22 protein-coding genes are annotated in these 19,523 nt (G+C 48.1%); 15 read left to right on the top strand and 7 right to left on the bottom strand.

Features of this window, described 5'->3' with window-relative positions:
• Window positions 1-369: 369 nt before the first annotated feature.
• From O3660_RS03870 to nqrM, 14 genes are all read left to right on the top strand, one after another.
• Complete coding sequence (locus O3660_RS03870; RefSeq protein ID WP_371464583.1) at window positions 370-843, top strand: pilin; 474 nt, start codon at window positions 370-372, stop codon at window positions 841-843.
• A 124-nt stretch (window positions 844-967) separates the two neighbouring features.
• On the top strand, window positions 968-1,441 hold the full coding sequence (locus O3660_RS03865; protein ID WP_371464582.1) for a pilin: 474 nt from the start codon (window positions 968-970) through the stop codon (window positions 1,439-1,441).
• Between the two features lie 404 nt (window positions 1,442-1,845).
• A complete protein-coding gene (locus tag O3660_RS03860; protein WP_003684427.1) occupies window positions 1,846-2,328 on the top strand; it encodes an Lrp/AsnC family transcriptional regulator in 483 nt (160 codons plus the stop codon).
• Window positions 2,329-2,445: 117 nt separating this feature from the next.
• Entirely contained in the window at window positions 2,446-3,042 is a 597-nt protein-coding gene (locus tag O3660_RS03855; protein ID WP_049348269.1) for a DUF1415 domain-containing protein, read from the top strand.
• A 14-nt stretch (window positions 3,043-3,056) separates the two neighbouring features.
• A complete protein-coding gene (locus O3660_RS03850) occupies window positions 3,057-3,416 on the top strand; it encodes a YbaN family protein (RefSeq protein WP_003684291.1) in 360 nt (119 codons plus the stop codon).
• Window positions 3,417-3,861: 445 nt separating this feature from the next.
• Entirely contained in the window at window positions 3,862-5,280 is a 1,419-nt protein-coding gene (locus tag O3660_RS03845) for a sodium:proton antiporter (protein WP_371464581.1), read from the top strand.
• 336 nt (window positions 5,281-5,616) lie between these two features.
• The gene (locus O3660_RS03840) at window positions 5,617-6,960 is read left to right on the top strand and encodes a Na(+)-translocating NADH-quinone reductase subunit A (RefSeq protein ID WP_049352536.1); all 1,344 of its coding nucleotides are present in this window, start codon (window positions 5,617-5,619) and stop codon (window positions 6,958-6,960) included.
• Between the two features lie 2 nt (window positions 6,961-6,962).
• Window positions 6,963-8,195, top strand: coding sequence for an NADH:ubiquinone reductase (Na(+)-transporting) subunit B (locus O3660_RS03835; RefSeq protein WP_049329020.1), 1,233 nt, complete (start codon window positions 6,963-6,965; stop codon window positions 8,193-8,195).
• Window positions 8,188-8,964, top strand: a complete 777-nt coding sequence (locus O3660_RS03830; RefSeq protein ID WP_049329021.1) for a Na(+)-translocating NADH-quinone reductase subunit C — start codon at window positions 8,188-8,190, stop codon at window positions 8,962-8,964. Before O3660_RS03835 ends, O3660_RS03830 begins: the two co-directional genes overlap by 8 nt.
• On the top strand, window positions 8,964-9,590 hold the full coding sequence (locus O3660_RS03825; RefSeq protein WP_049352534.1) for an NADH:ubiquinone reductase (Na(+)-transporting) subunit D: 627 nt from the start codon (window positions 8,964-8,966) through the stop codon (window positions 9,588-9,590). The genes O3660_RS03830 and O3660_RS03825 overlap by 1 nt, the downstream gene beginning before the upstream one ends.
• Before the next feature lie 3 nt (window positions 9,591-9,593).
• A complete protein-coding gene (gene nqrE, locus O3660_RS03820; RefSeq protein ID WP_003684365.1) occupies window positions 9,594-10,187 on the top strand; it encodes an NADH:ubiquinone reductase (Na(+)-transporting) subunit E in 594 nt (197 codons plus the stop codon).
• Window positions 10,188-10,200: 13 nt separating this feature from the next.
• Window positions 10,201-11,418 carry an NADH:ubiquinone reductase (Na(+)-transporting) subunit F gene (gene nqrF / locus O3660_RS03815; protein ID WP_049352532.1) on the top strand — a complete coding sequence of 406 codons (1,218 nt, stop codon included), beginning with the start codon at window positions 10,201-10,203 and terminating at the stop codon, window positions 11,416-11,418.
• 132 nt (window positions 11,419-11,550) lie between these two features.
• Window positions 11,551-12,618: an FAD:protein FMN transferase gene (locus tag O3660_RS03810; protein ID WP_080974680.1), complete on the top strand. Its 1,068-nt coding sequence runs from the start codon at window positions 11,551-11,553 to the stop codon at window positions 12,616-12,618.
• A gap of 17 nt (window positions 12,619-12,635) precedes the next feature.
• Window positions 12,636-12,857: a (Na+)-NQR maturation NqrM gene (nqrM, locus tag O3660_RS03805; RefSeq protein ID WP_003680888.1), complete on the top strand. Its 222-nt coding sequence runs from the start codon at window positions 12,636-12,638 to the stop codon at window positions 12,855-12,857.
• 224 nt (window positions 12,858-13,081) lie between these two features.
• Here nqrM and rpmG read toward each other — a convergent pair whose 3' ends face one another.
• The 6 genes from rpmG to O3660_RS03775 form a co-directional block, all read right to left on the bottom strand.
• Complete coding sequence (rpmG, locus tag O3660_RS03800) at window positions 13,082-13,237, bottom strand: 50S ribosomal protein L33 (protein WP_003684373.1); 156 nt, start codon at window positions 13,235-13,237, stop codon at window positions 13,082-13,084.
• A 30-nt stretch (window positions 13,238-13,267) separates the two neighbouring features.
• Window positions 13,268-13,501, bottom strand: a complete 234-nt coding sequence (gene rpmB, locus O3660_RS03795; protein ID WP_002216391.1) for a 50S ribosomal protein L28 — start codon at window positions 13,499-13,501, stop codon at window positions 13,268-13,270.
• A gap of 250 nt (window positions 13,502-13,751) precedes the next feature.
• Window positions 13,752-15,080 carry a branched-chain amino acid transport system II carrier protein gene (gene brnQ / locus O3660_RS03790; protein ID WP_049352530.1) on the bottom strand — a complete coding sequence of 443 codons (1,329 nt, stop codon included), beginning with the start codon at window positions 15,078-15,080 and terminating at the stop codon, window positions 13,752-13,754.
• A gap of 1 nt (window position 15,081) precedes the next feature.
• On the bottom strand, window positions 15,082-15,978 hold the full coding sequence (locus O3660_RS03785; RefSeq protein ID WP_003684326.1) for a ScpA family protein: 897 nt from the start codon (window positions 15,976-15,978) through the stop codon (window positions 15,082-15,084).
• Window positions 15,979-16,070: 92 nt separating this feature from the next.
• Window positions 16,071-16,538 carry a hypothetical protein gene (locus O3660_RS03780; protein WP_049329026.1) on the bottom strand — a complete coding sequence of 156 codons (468 nt, stop codon included), beginning with the start codon at window positions 16,536-16,538 and terminating at the stop codon, window positions 16,071-16,073.
• A 13-nt stretch (window positions 16,539-16,551) separates the two neighbouring features.
• The gene (locus O3660_RS03775; RefSeq protein ID WP_049352528.1) at window positions 16,552-17,328 is read right to left on the bottom strand and encodes a ThiF family adenylyltransferase; all 777 of its coding nucleotides are present in this window, start codon (window positions 17,326-17,328) and stop codon (window positions 16,552-16,554) included.
• Window positions 17,329-17,514: 186 nt separating this feature from the next.
• Here O3660_RS03775 and O3660_RS03770 point away from each other — a divergent pair, with 186 nt between their 5' ends.
• A complete protein-coding gene (locus tag O3660_RS03770) occupies window positions 17,515-17,979 on the top strand; it encodes a universal stress protein (protein WP_049333908.1) in 465 nt (154 codons plus the stop codon).
• Window positions 17,980-18,062: 83 nt separating this feature from the next.
• Here O3660_RS03770 and hemL read toward each other — a convergent pair whose 3' ends face one another.
• A complete protein-coding gene (hemL, locus tag O3660_RS03765) occupies window positions 18,063-19,346 on the bottom strand; it encodes a glutamate-1-semialdehyde 2,1-aminomutase (protein ID WP_049352527.1) in 1,284 nt (427 codons plus the stop codon).
• Between the last annotated feature and the right edge of the window lie 177 nt (window positions 19,347-19,523).

Genomic DNA, 19,523 nt, shown 5'->3' with positions numbered 1-19,523 from the left:
ACACCCAAACTTGCCTCCTTTCCCTGTCACAAAAAACACAAAACTGACAAAAAACGTCAACCACCCAAATTCCCTAAAATCCTGAAACTTTCAAACAAAACCTCATAAAACTTAAAAATTAAAAAATAAACCAAATAAAAACAATGAATAAAAAATAAAAAATAAAATTTTTAATCAATTTTGCGCACTTGGCACACAGACTGCTTGTAACAACACATCCGATAAGGCCCAAGCCTCAAAGCAGCAAGCCCGACGGAAGCTGTATATTCCTTCTTACTTATGGTTTACTCATAATACATAGTGCCAAGCACATTACGGATTTTTTACTTAAACACAATTATTCACACTTTAAAACTGGAATTTTAAACAATGAAAGCAATCCAAAAAGGTTTCACCCTGATCGAATTGATGATCGTTATCGCCATCTTGGGCATCTTGGCCGTAATCGCTCTGCCTGCATACCAAGACTACACCGTCCGCGCTAAAGTAGCTGAAGGCTTAGGCCTCGCAGCTCCTGCAAAATTGGCCGTATATGAAACTTCCGCAGCACTTGGTGGATTGAGCAAAGTTACTGCTGAAAATAGTGGTTATAAATTTGTAAAAACCAAGTACGTTAAAAGTATTGAAATTAAAAAGAACGGTGTAATTAAAGTTGTAACTAAAGATACTGGAGCAAAAAACGATCCTGAATTTACTCTGACCCCAAGCCAAGATTCAAATAATATTGAAGCACCAATCGAGTGGGCATGTACTAAAGATAAAGGTGAAGAGAAACATTTGCCTGCTAACTGCCGAGCTGATACTCCTACTGCTGCTGCTCCTACTCCTCCTGCTGCTCCCTAATAATCCATAATTTTCACATAAACAGCACATTTTCAGATAAGCTTTTCAGATAAAAGCAAATCCCATAAGATTATTATGGGATTTGCTTTATAAAAATAAAAAAACTTGAAAACGATACACTCAAATGAATACCCCATTTCAAACCCAAAAAGGTTTTACCCTGATTGAGCTGATGATAGTTATCGCCATCCTCGGTATTCTGGTTGTTATCGCCGTGCCTACCTACCAAAACTATATCGGCAGGGCGCAAGCCTCCGAAGCAATATACCTTACCGACGACCTGAAAACCGAAATCAGCATTGCCTCAGCGGTAAATAACCGCCTGCCCAATGCAGAGGATGTCAGCAAACAAGGCGCAATCGGCGTTATCGCTCAAAGCATCGGCGGCACATACATCCAAAACGGTGGCGTAACTGTAGAAGCAGATACAGGCAAAATCAGCATTCCTTTCGATAAAGGACAAAACAAAGGCAAAGTCCTGACCCTGACCCCTTATCGAAATAATAACGATTCGACTTGGTTGCTCAACTGGCGATGCGGCGGAACACTGGATCCGATGATGGTTCCCGCCATGTGCCGCGATAACTCAAACGGATAACAACCAAGCATATACCCTAAGAAAAACACAAAAATACATTGCGAAGAAAACACCCCAAACAAAGCCAAATACAAACGCGGAAAACGAATCAAAGCAAAAGAACAAAACTCTCCAAAACACGGTCATTAAGAGCCTGAATGATCACATTACGAAAATAAATGCCGTCTGAAATTCATTTTCAGACGGCCTCTTTATATCCAATCCTAATATGACATAAAACTTTGATCTTGATTAGTTTCAGACGGCCTTCATCTTTTCACCACTACATAAAACAAATTCGCAACACTCCTTATAAGACAATTTGTCGCCTATCTGAACTCAATATATAATTTAACCATACAAGTCTTTATTTTTAAGCATTTTTCATTTTTAAAACATACATTACCTACATTGGGAGAACCATCATGCCTCATCTAAACTTGGATAAAACGGATTTAAAGATTCTGCAGGTTTTGCAGGAAAATGGGCGGTTGAGCAATGTTGAACTTTCTGAAAAGGTGGCGCTCTCCCCTTCTCCCTGCCTGCGCCGTCTCAAACAGCTTGAAGATGCGGGCATTATTCAAAAATACGCGGCCCAGCTTTCTCCCGTTTCTTTGGGCTTGGGCTTGCAGGCTTTTATCCGTGTATCGATTAGCAAGGCAAAAGATGCGCGCGAGGATTTTTCCGAATCTGTCCGCGCCTGGCCGGAAGTATTAAGCTGCTTTGCTTTAACAGGCGAAACCGACTATCTGCTCCATGCGTTTTTTACCGATATGAACGCGTTTTCCCATTTTGTTTTGGACACGCTGCTTTCGCACCACGGCGTGCAAGATGCGCAATCGAGTTTTGTGTTGAAAGAAATTAAAAACACGACCGCTCTGCCTTTGGTTCATTTGGTTCAGGATTAATGATTTGAAACTGATAAAGGCCGTCTGTTATTCAGACGGCCTTTTAAATTCCAATGGTTTGCTTTAACATCCATACACTTGTATACTTTTTAAGAATAATTCACATAAGCTTTTGCTATGACTGACACTGCCCATCTCGATATCGATACTGTTTCAGAACATACCAAACAATGGCTGGAAAAAGCCGTTATCGGGCTGAATCTCTGCCCGTTTGCCAAAGCGCCGCACGTTAAAAACCTGGTTCGCATCGTTGTCAGCGAAGCCCGTCATTTGGACGGTTTCCTTGAGGACTTGGATCGTGAATTGCAGCTTCTGGGCAATACACCCGCTTCGGAATTGGAAACCACTTTACTGGTTCATCCGACGCTATTCCCTGATTTTGAAACCTTCAACCAAATGCTGGAAATTGCCGACGATGCGGTTGTAGAAAACGAATTGGAAGGCATTGTCCAAATTGCGCCGTTCCATCCTGATTTTCAATTTGAAGGCACTGAAGCCGACGACATCAGCAACTACACCAACCGCTCGCCCTACCCGACCTTGCATTTGATTCGTGAAGACAGTATTGCCAAAGCGGCTGAAGCATTTCCTGATGCCTCGGCAATTTTCGACCGCAATATCGCGCTGCTGGAAAAAATGGGGCATGAGGGCTGGGATAAATTAGACATTCCGCGTTGTCCATTTCCACATCACAAGCCGTCTGAAAACAAATAATTGGTGATGGGAATATGGTTCGCTATTTGTTGATTTTTTGCGGCGCATTGTCGCTCATCTTGGGCATTATTGGCATTTTCCTGCCATTACTGCCGACTACGCCTTTCATTTTATTGACCGCCGCCTGCTGGGCAAAGGCTTCGCCGCGCTTTCACAATTGGCTGTATCATCACCGCCATTTCGGCCCGATCATACAAAACTGGGAAAATAATGGCGCCGTACCGCGCAAGGCAAAGTTCTTCGCTATCGGCATGATGGCCCTTTCTTGCCTGTTTATGTTTTGGCAATTTCCAGAACGCTGGTGGATTGGTGCAGTATCATCAGTCTTCTGTAGCTGCGTGGCTGTGTGGATGTGGTTACGGCCGGAAGCATAAATTAAAACAGGTGGGCATTTTTGCTTACCTGTTTTTTTTTGTTTTCATACCCAATTTATCCATTAAAACAATCAGTAAGAACTAAAACACACTATTCAACCCTCATTTTTCAGACGGCCTCCATTTATTCAATTAAATGTAAATTTTAGCTAAAATTAATTCAAAACATTTTTTCGATAGTATTATTTTCAAGGTTTCAAGCTCCTGTTTCAAAACCATTTTTTTACTACTTCCAACTACTCCCATCGCTTTTATTTCTTTATTTGTATCAGCATTTCTTTTGATTCCAACACTCTAAACCGTCCCTTAACACTTGCTTTGCGTTATACTTTCCCCTGACACAACCGCGCAGTTCGTCTGGATATTTTCAGACGGCCTGAATATTTCACCGCCGTGCTTTCTCAACGAAATTCCTAACGGCGCAACAGAATAAAAAGGAAATACCATGCGCTATCTCTCATTTTCACTGCTTCTTGCCGCCCTTCCTGCTGCGGCATCCGATTTTAACGGCTCATCCGCAAGCCTGCTTTGGGGTCTGCCGTTTGCACTGATTCTCTTGTCTATTGCACTCGGGCCTCTGTTTTTCTCCCATATTTGGCACCATCACTTCGGCAAAATTACAGCGTTTTGGACGCTGCTGTTTTTAACGCCGTTTATCGTAACCTTTGGTTTCGGAGCCGGCGTACATACCGTTGCCCACGCGTTGGTTGAAGAATATATCCCCTTTATCCTGTTGCTTTTGGCACTCTATACCATTTCAGGCGGTATTTTTGTCAGCGGCGACTTGCACGGCTCGCCCAAATTGAACACAACCCTGTTGGCAGTCGGCACGGCTTTGTCGTCCATCATGGGGACGACAGGCGCGGCGATGCTGATGATTCGTCCGCTTTTGAAAGCCAACCATAAACGCCACTACCGCGTTCACATCGTGATTTTCTTCATTTTCTTGGTGGCGAATATCGGCGGCGGTCTGACTCCTTTAGGCGATCCTCCTTTGTTCTTAGGATTCCTGAAAGGCGTAGATTTCATGTGGACGGTCAAACACATGCTGATGCCTGTATTGATCAGTTCTGTGATTTTGCTGGCCGTTTTCTACATCATCGACAGCCGACACTTCAACCGTGAACAAAGCGAGCACCTTGCTCCCGCTCCTTCCGATGAAGAAGAAAAAGTCAAAATTTACGGCAAATGGAATTTTCTGTTACTGGCCGGCGTAGTCGGCGCGGTTTTGCTGTCCGGTTTGTGGAAACCAAATCATCCGGGCTTTGAAATCTTGGGCAGCCATTACGCCTTGCAAAACCTGATGCGCGATGGCATTTTGCTGGCTTTGACCGCCGTATCTTGGATTATTACGCCCAAACAGGTACGCGCAGGCAATGAGTTCAACTTCGAGCCGATTGCCGAAGTGGGCAAACTGTTTTTGGGTATTTTCATTACCATTTCACCTGTTTTGGCGATTTTGAAAGCCGGTGAAACAGGCGCATTGGCTTCCGTTGTTTCTTTGGTTCACGACGCGGCAGGCAATCCGATTAATGTAATGTATTTCTGGATGAGCGGCATTTTGTCGGCATTCTTGGATAACGCGCCGACTTATTTGGTGTTCTTCAATATGGCCGGTGGCGATGCCCAAGCCTTGATGACAGGCCACCTGTTCCATTCGCTGCTGGCAGTATCCATGGGTTCCGTATTTATGGGCGCACTCACTTATATCGGTAATGCGCCGAACTTCATGGTAAAAGCCATTGCCGAACAACGCGGCGTGCCGATGCCTTCCTTCTTCGGCTACATGGCATGGTCGGTAATTGTATTGGTACCGCTGTTTGCCCTGCATACGATGGTTTTCTTCGTTTGGCAGCTCTTTTAAACTTAGAGGCCGTATGAAATTCAGACGGCCTTTTATTTTTAGCTATATCATCAAATATAGCGTTTAAATATCAATCAGTTAAAAATTATTTCCCTTAACACTCGATTACACATTCCTACTTTTTCCCACTTTTCCCGTAAAAATAAGCGTAAAACTGACATAAAGCAGCCTATACCTGATAAAATCTAAAGCTTTGTTGTTTGCGTTTATTCGTTGTTTTTATAGCAAACCTCTGCTTTTTCAGACGGCCCATCCGTTGTTTCAAAACATTACATGCCGTCTGAAAAAAACAATCCGACATCCGAATCTCAACCCACCAAAAAGTAACGCATCCTTATGATTAAGATAAAAAAAGGCTTAGACCTGCCTATCGCAGGCAGACCGGAGCAAGTCATTTATGACGGCCCGGCCATTACCGAAGTCGCGTTGCTTGGCGAAGAATATGTCGGCATGCGCCCCTCGATGAAAATCAAGGAAGGCGAAGCCGTCAAAAAAGGCCAAGTGCTGTTTGAAGACAAAAAGAATCCGGGCGTAGTATTTACTGCTCCGGCTTCAGGCAAAATCGCCGCTATTCACCGTGGCGAAAAGCGCGTACTTCAGTCAGTCGTGATTGCCGTTGAAGGCAACGACGAAATCGAGTTCGAACGCTACGCACCTGAAGCGCTGGCAAAATTGAACAGCGAAGAAGTGCGTCGCAACCTGATTCAATCCGGTTTGTGGACTGCGCTGCGCACCCGTCCGTTCAGCAAAATCCCTGCCGTCGATGCCGAGCCGTTCGCCATCTTCGTCAATGCGATGGACACCAATCCACTGGCTGCCGATCCTACGGTCATCATCAAAGAAGCCGCCGAAGACTTCAAACGCGGCCTGCTGGTATTGAGCCGCCTGACCGAACGTAAAATCCATGTGTGTACAGCAGCCGGCGCAGACGTGCCGTCTGAAAACGCTGCCAACATCGAAACACATGAATTTGGCGGTCCTCATCCTGCCGGTTTGAGTGGCACGCACATTCATTTCATCGAGCCAGTCGGTGCGAACAAAACCGTTTGGACCATCAATTATCAAGATGTGATTGCCATTGGCCGTTTGTTTGCAACAGGCCGTCTGAACATCGAGCGCGTAATTGCCTTGGGTGGCTCTCAAGTCAACAAACCACGCCTCTTGCGTACCGTTTTGGGCGCGAAGGTGTCGCAAATTACCGCCGGCGAATTGGTTGACGCAGACAACCGCTTGATTTCCGGTTCGGTATTGAACGGCGCGATTGCACAAGGCGCGCATGATTATTTGGGACGCTACCACAATCAGATTTCCGTTATCGAAGAAGGCCGCAGCAAAGAGCTGTTCGGCTGGGTTGCGCCGCAACCGGACAAATACTCGATTACGCGTACAACCCTCGGTCATTTCCTGAAAAACAAACTCTTCAAGTTCACGACAGCCGTCAACGGCGGCGACCGCGCCATGGTTCCCATCGGTACTTACGAGCGCGTAATGCCGCTGGACATCCTGCCTACCTTGCTTCTGCGCGATTTAATCGTCGGCGATACCGACAGCGCGCAGGCTTTGGGTTGCTTGGAATTGGACGAAGAAGACCTCGCTTTGTGCAGCTTTGTCTGCCCGGGTAAATACGAATACGGCCCGCTGTTGCGCAAGGTGCTGGAAACCATTGAGAAGGAAGGCTGATTATGGGCTTGAAACATTTTCTTGAAAAAATCGAACCGCACTTCCTGCCGGGCGGCAAACATGAAAAATGGTATGCCCTCTATGAAGCTGCGGCGACGATTTTCTATACATCCGGCGCGGTAACGCGCAAAGCGGCCCACGTCCGCGATGCGCTCGACTCCAAGCGCATGATGATTTTGGTGTGGCTGGCTTTGTTCCCTGCCATGTTCTACGGTATGTACAACGTCGGCGTACAGGCATTCGGTGCGTTAACGCCTGATTTGCTGCAACAAAATATCGCCAACGACTGGCATTACGCCCTTGCCAACGCTTTGGGCATCAATATGTCGTCTGAAGCGGGCGTGTTGGGCAAAATGCTCTTCGGCGCGATTTTCTTCCTGCCGATTTACGCGACTGTATTTGTTGTGGGCGGCTTCTGGGAAGTTTTGTTCGCATCCGTGCGCAAACACGAAATCAACGAAGGTTTCTTCGTGACTTCGATTCTGTTTGCTTTAATCGTTCCTCCTACCCTGCCTTTATGGCAAGCGGCTTTGGGTATTTCTTTCGGCGTTGTGGTTGCGAAAGAAGTATTCGGCGGTACAGGTAAAAACTTTATGAACCCCGCGCTGGCAGGCCGTGCTTTCTTGTTCTTCGCTTATCCCGCCAATATTACCGGCGACACTGTTTGGACGGCGGTTGACGGTTATTCCGGCGCAACTGCGTTGGCTCAATGGGCAGCACACGGTTCGGAAGGTCTGAAAAATGCCGTTACCAATCAACCGATCACTTGGATGGATGCGTTTATCGGCAACTTGCCCGGTTCTATCGGCGAAGTATCCACTTTGGCGCTCTTAATCGGCGGCGCGTTTATCGTATTCACCCGCATTGCCTCTTGGCGCATTATTGCCGGCGTGATGATCGGTATGATTGCCATGTCTTCACTATTTAACTTCATCGGTTCGGACACCAACGCTATGTTCTCCATGCCTTGGTACTGGCACTTGGTGGTCGGCGGCTTCGCCATCGGTATGCTGTTTATGGCGACCGACCCTGTTTCCGCTTCCTTTACCAATGTCGGCAAATGGTGGTACGGCGCACTTATCGGCGTAATGTGCGTGTTAATCCGCGTGGTCAACCCTGCTTACCCCGAAGGCATGATGTTGGCGATTTTGTTTGCCAACCTGTTTGCCCCGATTTTCGACTATTTCGTCGCACAAGCGAACATCAAACGCAGAAAGGCGCGCAGCAATGGCTAAGAAATTCGATAAAGACAGCTTCAGCGGCACGCTGATTGTGGTATTGGTTGTCAGCCTGATTTGTTCCATCATTGTTGCTGGTGCGGTCGTCGGCTTGAAACCAATCCAAGAGAAACAAAAACTCCAAGACAAACAAGGCTATATCTTGAGCGTAGCTGGTTTGATGGATAAAAACACCGACATCAGCAAAACCTTTGCCGAGCGTATCGAGCAACGTGTCGTGGACTTGGCAACCGGCGAATACGTCGCCGATGCGCCTAAAGACTTCAGCGCACGCGTTGCCGGCAAAGACCCTGCCCAAAGCATCCAAATCAAACCTGAAGACGATTTGGCAGGCATCAAAAGCCGTGCCAAATACACTGAGGTTTACTTGGTAAAAGGCGAAGACGGTAAAGTCAGCCAAATCATCCTGCCTATGCACGGCAACGGTTTGTGGTCTGTCATGTACGGTTTTGTCGCCATTCAACCTGACGGCAACACCATCAACGGCATTACCTACTACGACCAAGGCGAAACTCCGGGTTTGGGCGGCGAAATCGGCAACCCTCTGTGGCAACAAAAATTCGTCGGCAAAAAACTGTTTAACGAACAAGGCAAATTTGCCCTGCACGTCGGCAAAGGCGCAAGCTCAGACAAAGAACACGGCGTAGATGCCCTCTCCGGCGCGTCGCTGACGTCTAAAGGTGTGCAAGGTTCGTTCGACTACTGGTTCGGCGAAAACGGCTATATCCCCTACCTGAACAAATTGAAATCAGCAGGAGCACAATAATGGCTGACATGAAACGCTTGAAACATTTGATGTTTTCACCCTTTATCGACAACAACCCGATTGCCTTGCAAGTTTTGGGTATTTGTTCGGCTTTGGCGGTTACCACCAAACTTCAGACGGCCATCGTAATGGGTATTTCCGTCAGTTTAGTAACCGGTTTTTCCAGCTTCTTCATTTCTTTGGTACGCAACTACATCCCCAACAGCATCCGTATTATTGTGCAAATGGCGATTGTTGCTTCCTTGGTAACGCTGGTTGACCAACTGCTCCAAGCTTTTGCTTATGAGCTGTCCAAACAGCTGTCCGTATTCGTCGGCCTGATTATTACCAACTGTATCGTGATGGGCCGCGCCGAAGCATTCGCCATGAAAGAGCCTCCTTTGGAGAGCTTGGTTGACGGTATCGGTAACGGCGCAGGTTACGGCATGATGCTGATCATCATCGCAACCATCCGCGAACTGATCGGCTCAGGCAAGCTCTTTGGCTACACCATTTTCCAAACCGTACAAGATGGCGGCTGGTATCAAACCAACGGCTTGTTCCTGCTCGCCCCTAGCGCGTTCTTCATCATCGGCTTCTTGGTATGGGGTCTACGCACTTGGAAACCTGAACAGGCGGAGAAATAACACATGGAACATTACTTAAGCCTCTTTGTAAAATCCGTCTTTCTGGAAAACATGGCACTTTCCTTCTTCTTGGGGATGTGTACATTTTTGGCGGTATCTAAAAAAGTATCGACTGCATTCGGTTTGGGCGTTGCCGTAACTTTCGTACTCGGCCTGTCCGTCCCAGCCAACCAACTTGTTTACTCGCTGTTGAAAGACGGCGCGCTGGTTGAAGGCGTGGACCTGACCTTCCTGAAATTCATTACCTTTATCGGCGTGATTGCCGCTTTGGTACAGATTTTGGAAATGTTCTTGGACAAATTCGTCCCTGCCCTCTACAACGCATTGGGTATCTACCTGCCTCTGATTACCGTAAACTGCGCGATTTTCGGTGCCGTATCGTTTATGGCGCAACGCGAATACAACTTCGGCGAGTCCGTTGTATACGGTTTCGGTGCAGGTTTGGGCTGGCTTTTGGCCATTGTCGCTTTGGCGGGCATTACCGAAAAAATGAAATATTCGGATGTCCCTAAAGGCCTCAAAGGCTTGGGCATTACCTTTATCGCCGCTGGCCTGATGGCAATGGCGTTTATGTCGTTCTCCGGCATCCAGTTATAAGAAAGGAATCGGCATGGAGATTATTTTAGGTATCGTGATGTTTACCGTCATCGTCTTGGTTTTGGCACTGATGATTCTGTTTGCCAAATCCAAGTTGGTGAGCGAAGGCGACATCACCATCAAAGTCAATAACGAAAAAGAGCTGACGATGCCTGCCGGCGGCAAATTGCTGGGTGCGCTTGCCAGCCAAGGCATCTTCGTTCCTTCCGCCTGCGGTGGCGGCGGCTCATGTGGTCAGTGCCGTGTTGTCGTGAAAAGCGGCGGCGGCGACATTCTGCCAACCGAGTTGTCCCACATCAGCAAACGCGAAGCGCGCGAAGGCTGCCGTCTGTCTTGTCAGGTCAACGTTAAAACCGACATGGACATCGAAGTACCGGAAGAAGTGTTCGGCGTGAAAAAATGGGAATGCACCGTCATCTCAAATGACAACAAAGCAACGTTCATTAAAGAACTCAAGCTTGCCATTCCAGAAGGCGAAGAAGTGCCTTTCCGCGCCGGCGGCTACATTCAAATTGAAGCCCCTCCTCACACTGTTGCCTACAAAGACTTCGACATTCCTAAGGAATACCACGAAGACTGGGACAAATACAATCTGTGGCAATACGTTTCCAAAGTAGACGAGCCGATTTTGCGCGCCTACTCCATGGCTTCGTATCCAGAAGAAAAAGGCATCATTATGCTGAACGTGCGTATCGCCACGCCGCCTCCGCGCGTACCCGATGCGCCTCCGGGACAAATGTCATCCTACATTTGGTCGCTCAAACCCGGTGATAAAGTAACGATTTCCGGTCCGTTTGGTGAGTTCTTTGCCAAAGATACCGATGCCGAAATGGTATTTATCGGCGGTGGTGCGGGTATGGCTCCGATGCGTTCCCACATTTTCGACCAGCTGAAACGTTTGAATTCCAAACGTAAGATTACCTTCTGGTATGGTGCCCGTTCTAAACGCGAGATGTTCTATGTCGAAGACTTCGACCAACTCGCGGCAGAATTCCCGAACTTCACATGGCATGTCGCCCTATCCGACCCATTGCCTGAAGACAACTGGGACGGTTACACAGGCTTCATTCACAACGTGGTTTACGAAAACCACCTGAAAAACCATGAAGCACCGGAAGACTGCGAATTCTATATGTGCGGCCCTCCAATCATGAACCAGTCCGTGATCAAAATGCTCAAAGACTTGGGCGTGGAAGACGAAAACATCCTCTTGGACGATTTCGGCGGCTAACAAACAAAAAGGAAGAAACTTCGGTTTCTTCCTTTTTTATTTCCAGGCCGTCTGAAAACCATACTTTCAGACGGCCTGAACCTTTCTTTTACGATACAATAAAGGTTTCAAAAAATAATCCGCAAATCCCTTATGCCGTTTCTTTCCAATTCGTTTTACCGTCCGATAATCGGTTGTACCGTTGCCATCGTTTCCGCACTCACACTCTCTGCCTGCCAACCTGAAAAACAACAAACCATTACCCTGCGAGGCGAGACCATGGGCACGACCTATACCGTCAAATATCTTTCAGACGGCCAAGACAAACTCCCCTCCCCTGCCGAAATCCAAAAACGCATTGATGACGCACTTCAAGAAGTCAATCGACAAATGTCTACCTACCAGACTGATTCCGAAATCAGCCAATTCAACCAGCTACGCACCGTCAATCAGGCCATGCCCATTTCCCAAGACTTTGCCTATGTAACCGGCGAAGCCTTGCGTTTAAACAAACTGACGCACGGCGCACTGGACGTAACCGTCGGTCCTTTGGTCAACCTATGGGGATTCGGCCCGCAAAAAGAAATCACACACGAACCAACTGTACAAGAAATCCAACATGCTTCAGAAATGGTCGGTACGGACAAACTCAAACTTTCCCAAGATGGGCAGCAGCCTACACTGGCGAAAACCCATCCCGAAGTCTATTTAGATCTATCCTCCATCGCCAAAGGCTTTGGCGTGGATAAAACCGCCGCCGAACTTGAAAAACTCAATATCGGCAATTATTTGGTAGAAATCGGAGGCGAGTTGCATGGCAAAGGCCGCAATGCGCAAGGCAACCCTTGGCGTATCGGCATCGAGCAGCCCAATATTGTTCAAGGCGGTGCCACCCAAATCACTATTCCATTGGACAATAAATCACTGGCCACGTCCGGCGACTACCGCATTTTCCATGTCGATAAGTCAGGCCGCCGTCTTTCCCATATCATCAACCCTAAAACCAAACAACCCATCAGCCACAACCTTGCTTCCATCAGCGTAGTTGCTGAAAACGCCACAATTGCAGACGGCCTTTCAACCGGCTTGTTCGTCCTCGGAGAAACCGAAGCACTTAAACTTGCCGAGCAAGAAAATCTCGCCGTTTTCCTCATCATCCGAAACCCTCAAGGCGGCTACCATACTAAAATGTCCAGCGCATTCAAGAAATTATTGAACTAACCTCTAGGAATACACACATGAAAACCCTCCTTCTGACTTTCGGTATTTTTATCATTGTCATCCTCGGCATGGCAGTCGGCTATATTTTCTCCAAACGCACCATCAAAGGCAGCTGCGGCGGCATTTCTTCTCTCGGCATGAAGAAAATGTGCGATTGCGACACGCCATGCGATACCTTGCAAAAAGAGCTGGATAAAAAACAACATTCTGACAACCAAGGCATCAAGGTAGATCATTAAGTCGTTGTTGAATGTTTACTCATAATTTAAGGCTGCTTATCCCCTATCAGGCCGTCTGAAAAATAAAAGAGCGCAATCCCAATGGATACACGCTCTTTTATTTTGCCTCTTATAAAGCAATTCAAAAATATCTTGCATACACATTTGAAATAAGCCCCAAACCAATCGGGAAACAAAAAGAAAAGCTCCTGCAAAACAGGAGCTTTTTCTTGGAAGAAACCGGATTATTTCAATTTAGTTTCTTTGTAAATAACGTGTTTACGGGCTACTGGGTCAAATTTTTTGATTTCCAGTTTGCCAGGCATAGTACGTTTGTTTTTAGTAGTTGTGTAGAAGTGACCAGTACCAGCGCTGGACTCCAGTTTGATTTTATCGCGCATTGCAGTAATCCTTAATTAATGGTGTTTAAATTAAGCTTCGCCGCGAGCACGCAAATCAGCCAATACGACATCAATGCCTACTTTATCGATGGTGCGCAATGCAGCGTTAGAAACGCGCAGGCGAACCCAGCGGTTTTCACTTTCTACCCAGAAACGACGTGATTGCAAGTTAGGCAAAAAACGACGTTTGGTTTTGTTGTTGGCGTGTGATACGTTATTGCCAGACATCGGGCGCTTACCGGTCACTTTGCAAACTCGTGCCATGGTTAGTCTCCAAACTTCTAAAATAGTAAAACGCGATTTATACCACGAAATCCGCCTTCAGTTCAAGTCGTTTGCTGAAAAAACGGGATTTGTGGAAATAAATCTTCTCAATATGTTGCATCTGCGAAACGGTATTTCGCAAAGCCTTAACTTTTCAATTATAACGGATTTCTTTAAAAAAATCATCTGTCGTTTGCGTAGTTGGCGAAATAAACAGGCCGTCTGAACATTTCAGACGGCCTGTTTGTCATCATGCTTTTTTCTTCAACGCCGCATTCAAAATGCAGCCGAGTATAAAGCAGGCTAAAGAGGGAACAACCCACCCTAAACCGATATTGTAAAACGGCAATGCGCGCTCGATGGCAGCAGTGGTGTCAGCATTAAATCCAAACGCGGCCTTATAGGCGTCGAATAAACCGACCACAAGGGCCGCCATCATGGTGCAGAAATAGACAATACGGCCGCCGCCAAACAATTTATCCGTCAAAACCAGCAGAATGATGACGATGGTCAGCGGATACAACAGCATCAACATAGGGATGGAAAACTGCAAAATCGCTGACAGACCTTTGTTGGCCAACAGGATAGACACCACCGTATTCAGTATCACAAAGGTTTTATAAGAAATGCCCGGGCAGAGACGATTGAAATATTCGGCGCATGAAGTAATCAAGCCAACCGCCGTACTCAGACAGGCAAGCAGCACCATGACACCAAGCAACACAATACCGGCCGTACCGAAATAGTGCTGTGCAGTTTTAGACAAAACCGACGCGCCGTTTTCCTGCAAGCCGATACCGGCCACACCTGTCGCGCCCATATAACCGATAAACAGGTAAACCACTGCCAAACAAGAAGCCGCCAACACACCGGAAATCGTCGTGGTCTTCAGCAAGTCCGCGCGGTTGTCCACGCCCATGGCGCGAACGGCATCGATGACGATAATGGCAAACACCAGCGAAGCCAGCGCATCCATGGTGCCGTAGCCTTCCAAAATGCCTTTAATCAACGGATGAGTGGCAAAATCACCTTGCGCCGCCTGCGGCACGCCCATCGGATTAATGGCGGCATAGCCGACCAATATCGCAATTGACAGCAACAAAACAGGCGTGAGGATTTTACCGATACGGTCAACCAGCTTCCCCGGAGAAATTGACAGCCAATAAGTCATGCCGAAAAACACCAGGCTGAATACGGCCAATGCGATGTTTTTCCAAGATTCACCAATGAAAGGGGAAATCGCGGTTTCAAAAGACACTGTCGCCGTACGCGGCATGGCAAACAGAGGGCCGATTGCCAAATAAAGCGCCGTGGCAAAAGTCACGCCGTACCAAGGCGCAACACGGGAAGCCAGTGCCTCCACATCACGCGAGCCGGAATAACCGACGGCAATCACACCCAACAATGGCAAACCCGCCCCTGTCAGCAAAAAGCCAAACATGGCCGAAAGCCATTTTTCACCGGCCTGCTGTCCCAAAAAAGCAGGAAAAATCAGGTTCCCCGCCCCAAAAAACAGGGCAAACAACATTAAGCCCACCGCCCATAAAGAAGCTTTGTTATGACTTGTCGTCGAATCCATTTTAGTTCTCTTTATTCAAATTCTCGTTATCGGTTTCATCGGCTTCAAGGCCGTCTGAAAGCATTTCAGCTTCGTTTGTTTCCAAACCGTCTTTCAGGCTGATTTCGATTTCACCATAATTTTCAGGCTGCACGATACGCACCAAGCCTTCTTTAGCCAATTCCAGCAATGCAATAAAATTGACCACCACATATGTCGCGCCCTGCTCCGGCTTAAATAAATCGCTAAACTTGCTGATACCACTTTCGTTCAAGCGACGCAAAATCGCCGTCATCTGCGCGCGCACGGAAATGGTTTCCCGCACCACTTCATGACTGCGCGTATGCTTGGCACGCGACAAAATACCCAACCAAGCCTGCGTTAAATCGGCAACGTACACTTCCGGCAACTTCGCTTCGACCGCGATTTCCAGCGGCAAATACGCCCAAGCAAAATCACGTCCGGCACGCGGCAACGCATCCAAGCCCTGAGCCGCCAGTTTCATCTGTTCGTAAGCCAATAGACGGCGCACCAACTCGGCACGCGGATCCGCCTCTTCATCCTCAACCTCTTCAGGACGCGGCAGAAGCAGGCGCGATTTAATTTCAATCAACATCGCCGCCATCAGCAAGTATTCTGCCGCTAAATCAAACTGATACGCTTCCATTTGGGCAATATAGTGCAGATACTGCTCGGTAATCTTCACCATCGGAATATCAAGGACATCGATATTCTGCTTGCGGATGAGGTACAGCAACAAATCCAACGGCCCTTGGAAGCTGCTCAATACCACCTTCAGCGCATCGGGCGGAATAAACAAATCCTGCGGCACATCAGTAACAGGCTGACCGAACACCCACGCAACGGTATGTTCAGACGGCGTTGCAGCAGTGGAAGAAATAAGGTGTTCTGAAGGCATGGTTAAAGGGTCTTTTTCTTTTTAAGTTTAGTAAGAAGTTTCATCAACAAAAGGCCGTCTGAAACAAGGACGACCCGTTTTTAATATAAAAATCAGAGTTTTTTACGATTGATTTGCAGAGAAACAATGGCGACGGCAAAGGTCTGAGCCAAGGCCATACCCAACAGCGGCAGACTGGCGAAAACTGTACCCGCCAGTACCGAGCCAACATCTCGGGACAACACAAAACCATCCCTCGCAAGCATCGCCACTATCAAAGCCAACAGCAGCAAACTTTCGCAGCCGACCAAAAACCAAATCATTTTAACCGAACGGAGTTTGCGCCATTTCATAATACCGGCGTGCAACAGGCTGAATATCACGACGGACAGAAACGGATAAAGAAAAGTGGTGAATGGGCGGTCATAACCGCTTTGCACACACAAATAATCGCCCGGCAGCGTATCGCATTCCATCACATCAAGAAACATCGGATCGACAGCATACATCAATACGCCGAACCATACCGCATAAATCAGACTGGCAATAAAATAGGCTTTGAAAAATCGGCTCTTAACCATCTTCCTCTACCCCTCACTTCCGCCCCGCGATATGCTCCACCGCCGCCTGCGCACAATACAGCCCAAACGAAGCCGTCACCAGCATACTCGCGCCGTAGCCCGCACAGGACAAACCTTGCGGCGCGACATCGGTCGAACACGCTTCGCCGGATTGCGGCGGCGTAATATTCTCGGTTGAATAAACGCAAGGCACGCGCATTTTTTCTTTGGTATCGCGGCTGAAGCCGTAGCGTTTACGCAAGGTGTAGCGCAAGTTGGAAAGCAGCGGATCGTGGGTAACGCGGCTCAAATCGGCGGTTTGGATTAAAGCCGGATTTTTCTGTCCGCCCGCGCCGCCGCTGATAATAAACGGTTGTTTGTGTTGCACAAAATAAGCCGCCATCGCCGCTTTGACACGGATTTGGTCGATGGCGTCGATCACGAAGTCAAAAGGCCGTCTGAAAAGCTCGTCCAGATTGTCTTCGGTAACAAAATCTTCGATTTCCGTCACTTCGCATTGCGGATTGATTTGGGCGATGCGTTCGCGCAAAGCGGTAACTTTTGCCTTACCGAAATCATCGGTCAAAGCGTGCAACTGGCGGTTGACATTCGACTCGGCAACGTTGTCCAAATCAATCAGCGTTAAACGACCGATACCGCTCCTCGCCAAAGCCTCCACCGCCCACGAGCCGACACCTCCGACGCCGACCACGCACACATGCGCACGCGAAAAGCGCGCCAGTGCTTCGTCTCCGTAAAGTCTGGCAATGCCGCCAAAGCGGCGCGAAGAAAGAAAAGCGGCATCCTGCATAAGTAACCTTGTGATATATCAATAAATTAATGAAAAACGCCACAGGCGAATCGGACTGACATTATACTTGAAAGCAGATGGGCTGTTGTACCCGCCCGAAAGAGTTTATAATCGTTTCACATTCAGACAAGTTCTGATTTCATATTAAACGAAAGTGCCGCTACTCGGCGCAAAAGGAGAATAAATATGTACAAACATCTGGTTGTAGCCGTTGACGGTAGCGAGACTTCCCTCAATGCATTGAAACACGCCGCCGAACTGGCAAGCCTCAACAAAGCCCAACTGACTTTGGTTCACGTTGCCAACCCTGCCGAATACATGGCTTTGGCTCCTGAATTCCTGCAACACGAAAGCTATGAAGCCGCCGCAGTGGCTCAAGGTAACGAAGTTTTGGATTTCGCAGAAAAAACAGCGCGTGAAAACGGCGTTGAAAACATCGTGAAACACCTGTTGGTTGCCAACAAAGGCGCGCGTGAAATGGCGCAAGACTTGGTTGACTACGCCGACAACAACGGCGCAGACCTGTTGGTACTCGGCACACACGGCCGCACCGGCCTGATGCACCTGCTGATGGGCAGCTTCGCCGAAACCGTAATGCGTCAAAGCCACCTGCCTCTGCTGATTATCCGCAGCAAAGCTGAAGAAGCATAATCAAGCATTTATTTAACATAGCGAAAGGCCGTCTGAATATTTTTCAGACGGCCTTTTTTCATTTCACATTACAGCTTCAGCTTTTATTTCGCCATTTCTTTGAACACTTCGTGTGCCACAGCAATGGTTTCGTCAATCAGCTCAGGCGTATGCGCGGCGGAAACAAAACCGGCTTCGTAAGCTGACGGGCCGAATGCGACATTGCGGTCGAGCATACCGTGGAAGAAATGTTTGAAACCGTCGATATTGGAACGCGCCATGTCGGCATAGTTTTGCGGCGTATGGCTGGCAAAATACAAACCAAACATGCCGCCCACGCTGTCCGCCGTAAATTCAACGCCATGTGCTTTAGCCGCATCGGCAATACCGTTGGCGAGGCGTTGGGTCAGGGCAGTCAGGTTTTCATAGAAGCCTTCGCGCTGAATGATTTCCAGCGTTTTCAAACCGGCGGCGACGGCAATCGGGTTGCCGGACAATGTACCTGCCTGATATACGCCGCCCAACGGGGAAATGCATTCCATAATATCTTTACGGCCGCCGAACGCCGCCAAAGGCATACCGCCGCCAATCACTTTGCCCATGGTGGTCAAATCAGGTTTGATGCCGTGCAAAGATTGCGCGCCGCCCAGCGCCACGCGGAAGCCGGTCATCACTTCGTCGTAAATCAACACGGCACCGTGTTTTTCAGTCAATTCGCGCAAGGCTTTGACAAAGGCTTCAGACGGCCTAACCAGATTCATATTACCGACAAAAGGCTCCAAAATCACACAGGCGATGTCATTGCCGCTTTGGGCAAAGGCTTCTTCCAGTTGGGCGATATTGTTGTATTCGAGTACCAAAGTATGTTTGGTAAAGTCGGCAGGCACACCGGCGGAAGAAGGATTGCCAAACGTCAGCAGACCGCTGCCTGCTTTCACCAACAGGCTGTCGGAATGTCCGTGGTAACAGCCTTCAAATTTGATGATTTTGTCGCGGCCGGTAAAACCGCGTGCCAAACGAATGGCGGTCATCGTTGCTTCTGTACCGGAGCTGACAAGGCGCAGCTGCTCGACAGACGGCATGATTTTGGCGATTTCTTCGGCGATGACGATTTCGCCTTCAGTTGGCGCACCAAACGACAAACCGCCCAATGCTGCTTCGCGCAAGGCTTCAATGACTTCAGGATGGGCATGGCCGACAATCGCAGGGCCCCAAGAGCCGACATAGTCGGTATAACGCGTGCCATTTTCGTCCCAAACATACGCGCCTTCTGCCTTTTTGATGAAGCGCGGCACGCCGCCGACGCTGCCGAATGCGCGTACAGGAGAGTTCACGCCGCCGGGAATAATGGCTTTAGCGCGGTTGAACAAGCTTTCATTACGGTTCATGGTCAATTCTTTCGTAAGAGGTCGTCTGAAAATCGAATCGGTGCCATTTTAACACCAAATCCTTTTCAGACGGCCCAAGCTTCAAAATAAGAATCGGGCGCAAAATCAAAATTATTCTTTAAAAACAAACACTCTATCCACATTTTTCCTGCTTGTGCTATAATCCGCGACCTATTG

This window comes from Neisseria sp. 27098_8_139 (assembly GCF_041433195.1).
Taxonomy (GTDB): Bacteria; Pseudomonadota; Gammaproteobacteria; order Burkholderiales; family Neisseriaceae; genus Neisseria; species Neisseria subflava.
This window is presented reverse-complemented; position numbering and strand designations above follow the sequence as displayed.